At 34.2% G+C, this 13,409-nt stretch carries 15 protein-coding genes; 1 reads left to right on the top strand and 14 read right to left on the bottom strand.

All coding sequences use genetic code 11. The features are described from left to right. Window positions 1-15: 15 nt before the first annotated feature. From KFE17_15475 to KFE17_15415, 13 genes are all read right to left on the bottom strand, one after another. Window positions 16-987, bottom strand: coding sequence for a phosphotransferase (locus KFE17_15475; protein ID QUO32167.1), 972 nt, complete (start codon window positions 985-987; stop codon window positions 16-18). A gap of 57 nt (window positions 988-1,044) precedes the next feature. Continuing rightward, on the bottom strand, window positions 1,045-1,560 hold the full coding sequence (locus tag KFE17_15470; GenBank protein ID QUO32166.1) for a helix-turn-helix transcriptional regulator: 516 nt from the start codon (window positions 1,558-1,560) through the stop codon (window positions 1,045-1,047). Between the two features lie 194 nt (window positions 1,561-1,754). Continuing rightward, window positions 1,755-2,081, bottom strand: coding sequence for a hypothetical protein (locus KFE17_15465; protein QUO32165.1), 327 nt, complete (start codon window positions 2,079-2,081; stop codon window positions 1,755-1,757). 144 nt (window positions 2,082-2,225) lie between these two features. Continuing rightward, complete coding sequence (locus KFE17_15460; protein ID QUO32164.1) at window positions 2,226-2,717, bottom strand: HIT family protein; 492 nt, start codon at window positions 2,715-2,717, stop codon at window positions 2,226-2,228. Window positions 2,718-2,772: 55 nt separating this feature from the next. After that, window positions 2,773-3,381, bottom strand: coding sequence for a hypothetical protein (locus tag KFE17_15455; GenBank protein ID QUO32163.1), 609 nt, complete (start codon window positions 3,379-3,381; stop codon window positions 2,773-2,775). Between the two features lie 91 nt (window positions 3,382-3,472). Next, window positions 3,473-3,940, bottom strand: coding sequence for a DNA topology modulation protein FlaR (locus KFE17_15450; GenBank protein QUO32162.1), 468 nt, complete (start codon window positions 3,938-3,940; stop codon window positions 3,473-3,475). Window positions 3,941-3,981: 41 nt separating this feature from the next. After that, entirely contained in the window at window positions 3,982-4,719 is a 738-nt protein-coding gene (locus KFE17_15445) for a transcriptional regulator (GenBank protein ID QUO32161.1), read from the bottom strand. A gap of 82 nt (window positions 4,720-4,801) precedes the next feature. Next, window positions 4,802-6,415 carry a recombinase family protein gene (locus KFE17_15440; GenBank protein ID QUO32160.1) on the bottom strand — a complete coding sequence of 538 codons (1,614 nt, stop codon included), beginning with the start codon at window positions 6,413-6,415 and terminating at the stop codon, window positions 4,802-4,804. A gap of 111 nt (window positions 6,416-6,526) precedes the next feature. After that, window positions 6,527-6,733, bottom strand: a complete 207-nt coding sequence (locus KFE17_15435) for a tRNA wybutosine-synthesizing protein 3-like protein (protein ID QUO32159.1) — start codon at window positions 6,731-6,733, stop codon at window positions 6,527-6,529. Window positions 6,734-7,520: 787 nt separating this feature from the next. Continuing rightward, the gene (locus tag KFE17_15430; GenBank protein ID QUO32158.1) at window positions 7,521-8,735 is read right to left on the bottom strand and encodes an XRE family transcriptional regulator; all 1,215 of its coding nucleotides are present in this window, start codon (window positions 8,733-8,735) and stop codon (window positions 7,521-7,523) included. 180 nt (window positions 8,736-8,915) lie between these two features. Beyond that, the gene (locus KFE17_15425) at window positions 8,916-9,335 is read right to left on the bottom strand and encodes a hypothetical protein (protein ID QUO32157.1); all 420 of its coding nucleotides are present in this window, start codon (window positions 9,333-9,335) and stop codon (window positions 8,916-8,918) included. Window positions 9,336-9,377: 42 nt separating this feature from the next. Then, complete coding sequence (locus tag KFE17_15420) at window positions 9,378-9,575, bottom strand: hypothetical protein (GenBank protein QUO32156.1); 198 nt, start codon at window positions 9,573-9,575, stop codon at window positions 9,378-9,380. Between the two features lie 278 nt (window positions 9,576-9,853). Further along, complete coding sequence (locus KFE17_15415; GenBank protein QUO33748.1) at window positions 9,854-10,291, bottom strand: hypothetical protein; 438 nt, start codon at window positions 10,289-10,291, stop codon at window positions 9,854-9,856. 626 nt (window positions 10,292-10,917) lie between these two features. Here KFE17_15415 and KFE17_15410 point away from each other — a divergent pair. Then, window positions 10,918-12,630, top strand: coding sequence for an IS1634 family transposase (locus KFE17_15410; GenBank protein ID QUO32155.1), 1,713 nt, complete (start codon window positions 10,918-10,920; stop codon window positions 12,628-12,630). Window positions 12,631-13,097: 467 nt separating this feature from the next. On the opposite strand, the gene KFE17_15405 is transcribed toward KFE17_15410, so the two are convergent. Continuing rightward, a complete protein-coding gene (locus KFE17_15405) occupies window positions 13,098-13,406 on the bottom strand; it encodes a hypothetical protein (protein ID QUO32154.1) in 309 nt (102 codons plus the stop codon). Between the last annotated feature and the right edge of the window lie 3 nt (window positions 13,407-13,409).

The raw sequence follows: 13,409 nt of genomic DNA, 5'->3' as shown, positions 1-13,409 counted from the left end.
CTCGATGACTGAAATTCATATAATGCAATGCTCAAGTATAAGCTTCTTCATTTCAAAATAGTAAATAATCTGCTGAATTGTTTCTTCAACTTGTTCTATTCCAATTTCTTTTTCATCATCTCCGCAGTCAATGCCTAAAACACGCTTAATATTATATTCCAACCATTCCAATCTGCCGTTATTACAATCATATAATGTTTCCCAGTCTGTAGGCAATTCTCCACCCGCATTTTTGTATCCTTGTAAAAAAGTCTGAAACATTCGAAAATCAATTCTACAATCCTCATATCCTGACCAACATAATGCCAGTTCAAACAATTCCATAAATGGGTTATTGTAAGATAAACATTCCAAATCAATAATGCGATAATCATTCCCATTCCAGAGAACATTTTTACAATCCATATCGTTATGGCAGATAGATACAACTTTAGGCAGTTTCTTCCTTGCCAGATTACCTTTATTTTGACTTTCTTTAATTACTGGAAGAGCATCTTTCAATATCGCATACAGTCTCACATCGGCTTTTTGCATTTCAGCGATATAGAACGCCCAATCAATAGACATTTCAGAAAATTTTTCGTTCATAAACTTCTTATCTATACTATGGATTTTAGCAAGTACCTTTCCTATTTCTCTGCAATGATATTCTGTTATCTCATTATTTTTTAAAGGCTTTCCATAAAAATAATCAAAAATGTAGAAGTATTCCCCATCTATTTCCTGCAATTTCTTTCCACCAAAAGATAGTGCCGGGAGAATAGGGATATATTGCTGCTCTAATAAAAATTCTATCTGTTCGGCTTTTGCGAAATTTGCCATCGCTGTTTTTCTTTGCATGACATATGGATTCAGCAATTTAAGGGCATAAGTGCCTTGCTGTGTGTCAATCTTATACATTTTGTGCATAAAACCGCCATTTAAACGTGTGGGTTCATCTTTCAATTCCCAATTATACTTTTTTGCTATCTTGATAAATATTGACATTGAAATCCCTCCAAATTCATATGTTTCTATCTCTCAATTAACACCGTAAACTACAGATTAGCGCATTCTATATGTGAGTACAATGCCAATTACAGAGCCAATAAAAACGAAAGGTGCTAATTTTACAAACAAAAACTCAACACCATGCAATAGCGTACCTGCAATTGCTAATTCTGGATTATTAAAATTCCAAGTCAAATATTCACTATTCATAACTGCGAAAGCAATAAATACTACTGTAATAATTGCACACACTAATATAAGCAGGTAGCGAATTGTCCGAATTCTCATCTCACTTCTTTTAGCAAGTTGAAGATTGATAACCTCAAGTTTTTCAGAAATATTCTTTAAATTTCCTTCGTTCAAACATTCTTTCTGTACAGTTTCTCCGAGCAACATACTTACAGACGTATCCAGTTCTTCTGCTAATGAGACGAGCATACTTGAGTCAGGAACCGATAATCCTTTTTCCCATTTCGATACGGTTTGTCTTACCACATTTAGCTTTATAGCCAACTCTTCTTGTGAAAGTCCTTTTGATTTTCGTAGATTTTTAATGTTTTCGCTTAACATAACCTGCGCCTCCTTTGTTTTGATACGACTATTAAATATCAAAACAGCTGTTGCCACAAGCAACGCAAATTAACATCTGTCATTACTTCACTAAATATATAACTAATTTCTGATTTCGCTGTTTTAACAAGTAATCTATCTTCATAGATACGGCCTGCAAATCTTCTTTCCAATCCCTCACAAAGATTGGAATATTATTCTATACGAACGTTCACTAAACTCATTGTAAGACCTTCGCCTGTTTCAACATTATACCATTTTCCTTTTTCAAGTTTAATGGTTTCGCTTGCTCCAGAAGTAATATACGGAATAGCATAATTTACCCCGGTTTTTGCATCAATAAAAATCACTTCTGTATCTCTCGGACTATTTACTTTTACAATTCCTGTAATTGATTGTATTTGTTCATTACCAGAGAGCGTAAATGTATGTGCTTTTACATATTCTCTATAACTAATTCCTGCAACAAAAATCACAAAAACAACCAGAATTCCAATAATAATCTTTGTTCTCTTTCTCATAACGACCTCTTTTCCCCAATGAATCTAAAATTACCACTGTCCATCTTCAAATATGTTTTCTACAATAGCCGTCATACCCGCTGCCGCAAATTCTTCTGCAAACATTACATAGCCCTTTCTCTTCCAAATTCAAGTTGAAAAAGTTTACTTGTTTTTTAATACATATTCATTTATTAATGACTTAGCTTTATTAAACTTTATTTCATCAAAAATATAATCATGTCTTTCTTTTACAAAATTTCTGCTTCCTCGTTTTTCATAACTATAACGAGGGATCAACTGAATATGATAGTGATTATTAGGACCATCGCACATGGTACACATATAAACTCTTTCACATTGATAAACTTCTTTAAGAATTATCATAAACTGTTTTGAAAACCTGATTATCTTTTCATTTATATAATCTGGTGCTTCACTCATATCGTGATAATGATCAATAGTTGAAATGCACATATGCCCATCTGCTCTTGGATTTCCCACAAAAAAACATTCTATTTCATGATCTTCATAAATTAATTTGTCAGAATTATTTCCAAAAACTGCTCCGTTATGTTTTCTATTAAAACAAGTAGGACATATTCCTAAATCAGTTAATTCGCCGGCCGATAGCTTCATTAATTCTTTTTCGTCCATATAGATTACCTCACTGAAAACTTCTTAATTTATATCCAATATTATACACATTCTTTCATAATACTTCATCGTTTTCTTTTTGAAGTTCACATCCATATACAAAGATATCTCCTATAAGCAGGATAACTGCGCCGGCAAACAATAACGTCAGATTAATTGGATTATTAATCCAAAACTTATGATAACAAATCAAAGAAATACCGCTCTGAAATAGTAATTTCTGAAGCAAGCCAAAATATACAATTATCCAACCAACTTCTTTTATCTTTTGACATATTTCATCACTGAAAGGTGACGATGTCATTTTCTGTAAAATCTGTGCGACTTTCCACAAAACTAAGAATGATGGAATCTTCTTAAAGAATAATGTGATTGCTGCAATACTGGCTCCAAAGACTTTGGCACTTACTTCCAGATTGTCATTTATCGGTAAAGATTGTGAGGACAACTGAAAATAACCTATAAATGCCTGAATTTTTACTGCACCTTCCGTCTGCGTAACAAAAATCTGTTCCGGAGAAGTCCACAAAAAAGTGCAAAAATTTATTAGTAAGACAACACTTTGAAAAGTCAATATTACAGCGAAAACCGCCAAAAAATACTTACAAATCTTCATGTTACGCACCATCACATTGTTACCTCTTTTTATCTTATTTACAGACATTTTTCTTCCCCCTTTTTCATCTTTCTATAGTATTTGCATATTTTTTGATATCGGAAAAATAATTTTAAAGGAGAATAATTTCGCAGAATTTTTATTTTTCTTTATATATGCATTTCTCCCTGTACGGTTCAAGCATCTTCCAAATCTGAACCATGTCTTCTTTCTGATATTGTTCTGTCCAGCGAAGCAAACCAAAAAGTGATTTCAGTGTTTCTTTTTTTCCTCTCTCCAAGCCAAGTTTTCTTTTACAAAAACGTTTGATGATCCGAAATTTTGTAACATAAAGCGGCACATTCAAAACATAAATTACATCTGCCGCCGCAAATGCCTCACCAACCCATTTATAATAGACACCTTCAATAATCCATTCTGGTTCCTTTAAAATTTCTTTGAGCAGTTCTCCCCGCTCTTCTTTAGATCGCTTCACTCCATAAATGTCCGCATCATTATCCCATTGCAGATCATCTAAATCATAATGTCTGATTCCATATTTTTTTGACAGATTCTCTGCGAGATAAGTCTTTCCGCTTCCACTCCCACCAATAATATGTATTTTCATATATCTGTTACCTCTTGCTTCCCTTTTCATAAACTCTATTATCACTTATGAAATTCAACCGAGAAATAATATATATAATCATTTTCAAAAAAATATAAATCACCTGATGAAATATCTTGGATAGGAATTGCATTCGTTCCATCTTTACCATAAAAAAGTGCAATCAATGGTTGTTCCTTTCCGTACTGTATATCTTGTTTTTCTTCCCTCTGAACTGCTGAGTATTCAATCAAGCTCCTTGCTTCTACATCCTGAAGAACAGGAAGTTCCGTTATGAATTTTGCTTTTTCATCCTTCTCAATAAAACGAACCACTGCCTTTTCAAAATAAGGCGCAACTACAATTATACCCTCTTTTGGAGAACCAAATTTTTCATAATCTATCGTTCCTATTTTGCTTTTTGAAATCTTTTTTCCCACCTGATATTCCGTGATATAAAATGTAAGCGATTTAAATTTATCTGTCATTTTGTACCGAAATGAAAAAACTTCATCTGCTCCATATATTCTTTCTGCTGTTTGCATTTCTATATTTTTTCTCGATATCGACGCTGCTTCAATATAATTTTGCGGCAAACGCACCTTCCAGTAAAAAACCACTCCCAAAGTTCCACTTAGTAAAATTATAAGAAATACTAAAAACCAAATGATATTTCGTAAACTTTTTTGTTTTTTCTTACTATCCTTTGCGATTTGAAGCAAATTAATTTCTGCTTTTTCCTCAATTTGTTCTTTTCTTAAATCTTCACCGGCTAAAAACTCATTAATGCTAATCCCCAAAATATTACATAATTCTATATAAGTAGAAACATCCGGAAGACAAATTCCGCTTTCCCTTAGTTAAAGATATAAACCCTCATTATCAGTCTACTTTTCCAATAAATCGGTAGTATATCTCTATTTCCTGTATTCTCTCGTTATCCTCATTCGTTGTTGCTTCGTGAATAAGGATTTTTTCTATCATTGCATTTAATAACGGTGCTGTCAGTTCCTTTGGTACGGAATACTCCTTGATTAACTCAATCCACTTTTCAGCACCTATCATATCCTGTTCCATTTTACTTAATTCTTCTCTTAGGTTGGTTATCTGCTGTTCTAATTCTATCTGTTCCTTTTGATATTTCCCCGACAGCATAATGAAGTTTCGTTCTGTTATCTTCTCACAGGCTCTATCTTCATACATTTTCGCAAATAAACGGTCAATCTCATTTTGTCGGTTCTCGGCTTTCTTCAAGGCACTTGCCTTTTTCTTCTTTTCCCGTATTCGCTCTGCATTGCCGACTTTCTGTATCTTGTTCAATACCTTTTCTTCGTCCTGCTGTACTGCCTTAGCCCAATACTGCAATCGCTCCAATACAACTTGATACAGCACATCATAGCGGATATAGTGCATAGAACAGTAACCTTTGCCAAACTGTCCGTAGAAACTGCAAGAATAATAACTGTAAGGCGTCTTATTTGCTTTATTTGTTGCAAATCTCATAGACCAGCCACAATCCGCACACTTGACAAGCCCTGCAAATATCGGCGTTGCCTTTTTCTTTGTCTGTCTACGCCTTGATTTTATCTGTTCCTGCACACGATAGAACATTTCCTTGTCAATAATCGGTTCGTGCGTGTTTTCTACTCGAAACCATTCGCTTTCGGGCTTTCGTACTTTCTTCTTGCTTTTGAAAGAAACGGTTGATTGTCGATTATGAACGCTGTTTCCTATATAGACTTCACTTTTTAATATTGCCTTGACATGAGCGATCGTCCACTCATAACGCTTGCTTTCGGGCTTTCCCTCAAAGATATGTGCAAAAGTACCGTATCTTGTAAAATTTAACCAAGACGCTGTCGGGACTTTTTCTTCTCGCAGTATTTTTGTGATTTTTGCACTACCGTAACCTTGATAGGCTAGAGAGAAGATTTTTTCAACAATCCATTTTGTTTCCTCATCAACCAACAGTTTTCCTTTAATGTCGGGGTGCTTCTTATATCCTAATGGAGCATAAGCCCCATAATGAGCACCCTCTGCAAATTTTGTCTTAAACGCTGATTTCACTTTACGGCTCGTATCTCTTGCCACCCATTCGTTAATGATGTTCTTAAATGGTGCAATCTCACTTTCGCCTTTTTCGCTGTCTACACCGTCGTCAATCGCTATGTAACGGACATTATGGCTGGGAAAATACAATTCTGTATATTGTCCTGTCATAATATAGTTTCTGCCAAGTCGGGAAAGGTCTTTTGTTACAACACAGTTGATTTTTCCTGCCTCTATATCCTCGATCATTCTTTGGAAACTCGGTCTGTCAAAATTTGTTCCCGACCAGCCGTCATCAATATACTCATCAATCACATTCAAATGATGTTCTTTTGCATATAGACGCAACATACTTCTTTGTGTGGTAATGCTGGAACTTTCGCCTTGTAATTCATCATCTCGGCTTAACCTAAGATAAAGTGCAGTATTGTAAATCTGTTGTTTCATTGTCAGTTATCCTCCTCTATAACTAACCCGTGTTTACAATACCTGCTTGCAAGTAAAGTATAACACGGGTACTTTTTGCCATTCAATCTATTTCTTACAACTGCACCGATTTTATGCGATTGTCCGCTTTGCTTTTTCCAGCATAACATCAGTCAGAAGTTCTTCCATTGTCTTTCCTTTTTCGGAAAAATGCTCTTTTACAACAATCTTTGTCTTTCCTCTGTTTCCAATGCCACACTTGTTATTTTTCTTTTGAATTGTTTTTACAGTATTATCAATAACAACCCCCTTTCTGTAAAATCTTTCTAAGCAATTCAACGGCTTTTGTCATAGCCCACAGGACTTCCACCTCTGCATTATCCAATGTAGCCGTACCCATTGCGTGCGACGCTCTTAACGCTCAAGCTGTGGCTGTACGGGAGTATCATTATCAGACAGAACAGGTCATAGCGATAAAAGAGGACAAGTCTTTTACAAGAACACAAATAGATTTTCGCTCGCTTTTGCAGGGGAAAGGTCATGGCGTATCTGTTTCAACGGCTCGCTGTCTGTCTAAGGTATTGAATTGCTTTATTCAGTTGTCAAAGAACACGAAAGAAGAAAATCGTCTTTCCTATATATCGCGTTGGAAAAGAGCAAAAGCGTAACCAATACTCAAAACTTTTTTCTTTTTCTGTACCATATAGGGAAAGAAAGTGTCATTCTGCTAAGTTGATGATGAAAAAATTTCTTTTCACACCCTAACTACCCATACAATACCGTTTCTGCCAACTGTGGAATGAAAGATTTTCTTTGCTCCATATAGGGAACGGCAACTACCAAATGTTAAGTTGAGAATGAAAAGATTTTCTTCTTTTCGCATAACACTGTCCACTAATCATGAATTTCCGTCATGTTTCTCAAAAAAAGTTTAGATTTTCTCAACTTCCACTCCATATAGGGAATAAACACCTTGTTTTGTTGCAGATTTCTAAAATCTTCTTTCACTTCATATAGGGACAGCAACCCTCGGTTTAATGAGTAGTTTTGAAAAAAAGTTAGATTTCCTTTTCTCACACCATATCTGTACGCTAGTTGATGTTTTGTTGCAGATTTTTCAAAGAAATTAAAAAATACCGTCATTCTCTTTCGGAACAGCGGTATCTATACGTTCTTCTATGGTTGATTTTTCTAACTGTAATAAGTGTTTATGCTTGTCTTTAAGTTCTGCCTGCTCAATCATATCTTTTAGTATCGTTGTATGATTTTCTCTGTCTAATGCTTGTACCATCTTTATCGTTGGTGCAACTTGTCTTTGTAACCAATGCAATGCCTTTTGTAATGTGTAAGGTTCTGGCTTTGTGGTTAAGCGTATCGGCTCTCTGTTATCCCCTACAAACCACGCCCAATCATCATTCATTTTCCATTGATTTTTCGGTTTATCGTCCTCTCTATCTACAAAACGGACATAATGATTGATGATAGAAAAAGCGGTACGTTCAGCATCTCGATAGGTCAGTAAATCTACAACTGCATAATAGGCTCGTTCATTCTTCATGCGTATTTCAAAACGGTTCTTTATCTCTGTATCTTCAATTTCTGTGCCATTCTTAGCATACTGTTCATAATTCTTCTGATAGGCACACATATATAATTCGCTACTTGTTGAACCAAGATATAAGGTTTCGCCTGTATTCTTTGGTGTATCACTACCACATTTCTCTGTACCGCTGTAATCTTTCTGCATACGGAAGTAAGAGACACATTCGCCAGCTTTATATTTTGCCTTTAGCTTTGGAATATCCAATATTCCTGCTTTATCATTGATTGCCAAGTCAAGCCGTTTCATCTTACCGCCTGCCGTCATACAATCAAGCATGAAGTCATACCATGAGCGTTCCTGTGCCAATAGATAACTTTCCATTTGACGACACCCTCTGCCTTTCAGTTCTAACAAAACACCTAAATGCTCCTGCATAGAACACATGATATTGATATCTCCTAAAACATATTTGCTTTCATATCCATACTTTCCAAAATCTTCATAAAGCATATAATCAGCTTTCAGTTGTAATACATCACGAATAATCTTTAATGCGTCCGTAGTAGGAAAGCGGACACGAAAATAATCAATCAGCAAAAACAATGGTTCTTGCGGATTGAAACGCTCAATCTGTTTTTCTATGATTTCCTTTAACTCATCATTCAATGGCTGTTTGCCTTTTTCAATACGGTTATAATACTCACGACTGATACCACAAGCAATCGCAAGTCTAGTTTGTATTACACCGTATTTTTCACGTTTTTTCCTTAATTCTTCAATAAAGTTTTTATCATTCATTCTTTAGTTCCTCCAATTAAAAAGGCAACTACCGTATCTTGATAATTGCCTGTCAATAAAAATCTGTATAGAAAAAACAGTCAATCCTAAGACCAACTGCTTGTATTAAGTAAACGTTATAACTATCTATTTTTAATAAATTGTCTTATAGAATACCTCAACTTCCAAATAACTGTTTAATCAATACTTTTCTAGAAGTATGCCATATTTCGTATAAGGCAAATATTTAACTTTTAAATAATCGCCTTTATTTACTTCATAAGAATAAGAAAATTCCACATATATTTCTTGTTTGTTTTTGGGATTTATTATTGTAACACATCTAATATTTCCTTTTCCATTCGCGTTATCTCTAGCATATCCTGAAACAACATTGAAATCGTTTTTGAGATAATGTGGCATATCTAAAATAGTAGGAATGAACATTTTGAGAAGTACTATAATTAAAATAATTCCTATACCAATTTTTAGGAAAAAATCTTCTTTACCACTCAAAGTTTTTGATATTTTTTTCTTTTTAACAACAAAATACAGAAAAGTAAATACCATACAAATTACAATCAAAATAGTACTTATCATTTGAAAAAGTAATGTTTTCATTCTCATCCCCCTATTGTCAAATTTATTAAAAAATAAGCCCTTTTATATAAATGCCTTTAGTCCAATTAAAATAAGTACAATAGCAATTACTGGAACAGGTATTATGCAAATAAGAAATAAATTCAATTTTTTCTTTGCTTCGTCTGTATTTTCTTGTTTCGTTTTTTTGATTTTTTGCAAAACAATAAATGGAAAAGAAAGAAAAATAAGACTACCTATTAAAATCATTGCAATATCCATTTATATAATCCTCCTAAATAAGTTTATATGTATTTTCGTGTGAAATAACCTCTTTTTATATCACACCTTGTAAAATACGATTTTACCTTGTAAATACAGCGTTTTGTAGTTGTTAGTGTATATTGTCTCTTGTTTTTTGTGCCCCCCTTGTTAGATAACGGGGGCTTTTATACAGGCTCGCAAGCTCGCCTGCTGACAAATCGTTTCACGCCCTTGACAGCAAAGCTGTCATGGCTCTATGGCTAAAGCCAGCCACCGTGCCTGAAACGATTGTCTATTTAGCGAGACTTTCTTTTCATTTTAACTGAAAAGTCGTAACTCCATACTGGGATATGCAATCGGTTCATCTGTGATATAAACAATGAAAATTCCATATTATCATCAAATGTAAATATCCTTTTCTCTCCTACATAAACACGAAATGCACCGCTCTTTTTATATACACCCTTTGTTATATCCTTGAAATTGTATTTTCTTACACGCCCAAAAGTAGAGCGATAGGTAATTTCCATATCGTTTACTTCAATTTTCCATAGTCCTATATTTAAAGTTGCTAATAGCATTGCCGTTGAAAATATTAAAAGCAAAATAATAACCCATAAATCTTCATGTATATAAATTGCATATATAAATACCCCGATGCTACATACACTAAAAATAGAAAAAAGCCAACATAGATATTTCTCTGACTGTATAAGATAATATTTTGATACCAAATTGTTTTCTGTTTTTTTGTTAGAATTCTTTTTATAAGCAATATATCCTAAAACTCCAATTACTGAGGCTATCGAAAGAATAGAACCACTCAGCCTAATAAATGTAGCTCTCGATTGAGTATCTGCCATAAAAAGAACGAACAGTAAATATCCCAACACAAAAACACATACATAAATTAACTTAATTAACAGTTTGCACTTTTCTGAAAAAACGGTAGATTTCTTCTTGGACTTAGTAAATCGATAAAAATATGAGATGAGTTCACATAATATAGGTATTCCTATGATGAAAAGATAACTTCCAAAAATGTCATAAATATTTAAAAGTAAGTTCATTGAATTTCCACCTTTACTAAATTTCTTATATTATACCATTCATCAAAAAACACGTCATTACTTTTCTGCTATCTGTCAGAATATTTTTTATCCCATAACTTATCAAGAGTGTAAACATTGATACCCGTCTTTGGGAGTTAGCACTATAATATTTGGGAGTTTATTCCGTTTTGGAACAGCCACAGTCAGCATAAATGCTGGCTTTTTTTGTTTTTTAAAAACTTGACAAAAAACTTTTTTGATAATTGAATATATAGTGCTATAGTGTTATAATATAAGAGGGTGATTTTATGGCGTATTTTTTAAAGAAAACAAAAAACAAAAAAGGGATTTATCTTCAAATCTATGAAAGCTATTACGATCCGGAGCGTAAAGGTGGCGCACATCGTTCTTATAAACCGATTGGCTATGTCCACGAACTTCAGGCAAACGGCATTGAAGATCCGATTGCTGTTTTCGGTGAAGAGGTACAAAAACTCAATCAGGAATATAAAAAGAAAAAACAGACTGAAAAAGAACGGAAGATATCAGAAGAATCTCCGGAAAAACTCCTTGGCTACTTCCCTTTAAAGAATCTCAACGATTCTCTGGGATGTAAAAAATATATTGATCTTATGCAGACAGCAACACATTTCCGATTCAATATTTTTGATATGATGTCAGATCTTATTTATGCAAGAGTGGTGCATCCCTGTTCAAAGCTGAAAACGTATTGGGAGGTGATTCCCAAACTGTTTGGAACACATGCTTTCTCCCTCGACCAGATTTATTCCGGCCTTGAATACATTGGTTCTGAATACGAAAAGGTGATTGAGATTTTCAACCATCAAGTAGCTTTGAAATATCCATTTGATACTTCTCACTCCTATTTCGACTGCACGAACTTCTATTTCGAGATTGATAAAGAGGATCATTTCAGATTAAAAGGTCCTTCAAAAGAAAATAAAAAGGAACCGATTGTTGGTATGGGACTTCTTCTTGATGCAAACCAGATCCCAATCGGCATGAAGATGTATCCGGGAAATGAAAGCGAAAAACCTGTAATACGGGAAATCATAGATGAATTAAAGCAGCGAAGCCACATATCCGGCAGGACGATCCAAGTGGCAGATAAAGGACTGAACTGCTTCAACAACATCCTTCATGCCCTGAAAGCAGGAGACGGATATATTTTCTCAAAATCTGTAAAAACGCTTCCCGAAACAGAAAAAACATGGGTACTTCTTGAAAATGATTATGTAGATGTTAAAACTAAAAAAGGCGAAGTCCTTTACCGTATCAAAGAGTGTGTGGATGATTTTTCTTATTCCTATACGGATAACGCCGGACACCGGAAAACGCTGAAGCTTACAGAAAAGCGTATTGTGACATTTAACCCGAAGCTTGCCGAAAAACAAAAATATGAAATTAACCGACAGGTAGAAAAAGCAAAAAATCTCAGGGCATGTGAAGCAAAGAAATCGGAATACGGAGACAGTTCCAAGTATGTTACCTTTATTTCTACTGATAAGAAAGGGACAAAAACGGCTGGAAAAGTCAAGGTCGAGATAAATGAAAAGGCAATAGAAAACGCAAAGAAACTGGCAGGATATAACATGATTATAACTTCTGAAATCCATATGAGCGCTTCTGAAATCTACGCTTCATACCACAACCTCTGGCGGATCGAGGAATCCTTCCGTATCATGAAATCTCAGCTTGATGCCAGACCAGCTTATATGCAGAAACAAGAAACCATCACAGGGCACTTCCTCATCTGTTATCTTGCCGTGTTATTAACAAGGCTTTTACAGATACATGTATTAAAAGACGAATATGGAACGGAAGAGATTTTTGATTTTATACATGATTTTAGAGTTGCCAAAATCTCTGACCGAAAATATATAAACCTAGCCAGAAGTTCCTCTTTCATTAAGGAGTTATCCTCCAAGACAGGATTGCCTCTTACCTCTTATTTCCTTGGAAACGAAGACATAAATAAAATGCTAAGCCATAGGTTTTAATCCGTGGCTTAGCACTACTTTTTTAACTTAACTCCGAAAGACAGGTATTATACCATTCATCAAAAAACACGTCATTACTTTTCTGCTATCTGTCAGAATATTTTTTATCCCATAACTTATCAAGAGTGTAAACATTGATACGCAACAGGCTCTTGACAATTCATGTTCTAAAAAATGATTGATAGTCAAGCAAAAAAAGAATAATTATGCTGTATCACACCAGCAAAAAAGACATCTCATATCCTGTATGAAATGCCAATTTTGTTTTTCTTTATGCTGTTTTCTTTGTCGTATCAAGGTTCTTTCATTCGTAGTAAATTAGTGGTAAATTTCTTTTATATTTTCATTCATATTGCTTAAAACCCCTGTGTTTATGGAAAGAATTAGTTTTTTACTCTTTTCTAAACAAAAAGCAGGAGATCTTTTCAGATTTCCTGCTCAGTAGAGTTATGAAGATGTTATTGTTGTTATTTAATTTCAATGTTCGTCATAGTTACTAACCCAAGACGAACTAAAATAGTTTGTACGATACGACACCAAAAAATACCTAGAATCAGGAGTAAAGCATATAAAATAATTGACGATTGTAAATATTGTCTGCCAAATTGAATAAGAATAATCAGCGGAGACATTATTATTACAAAGAATATAATGCTTGTAATTATTTTTTTTATGTTTTTTGTACCTGCTAAATCAAATTCAGCTCCACAAGAACATTCGTTAGGTATTCCACCTTTTATTTCAGTACCACAGTTCATGCAATATAGTTTTTTCATTCT

This window comes from Faecalicatena sp. Marseille-Q4148 (assembly GCA_018228665.1).
Lineage (GTDB): Bacteria > Bacillota > Clostridia > Lachnospirales > Lachnospiraceae > UBA9414.
The sequence above is the reverse complement of the archived record's forward strand: the minus strand, read 5'-3'. Positions and strand labels throughout refer to the sequence as shown.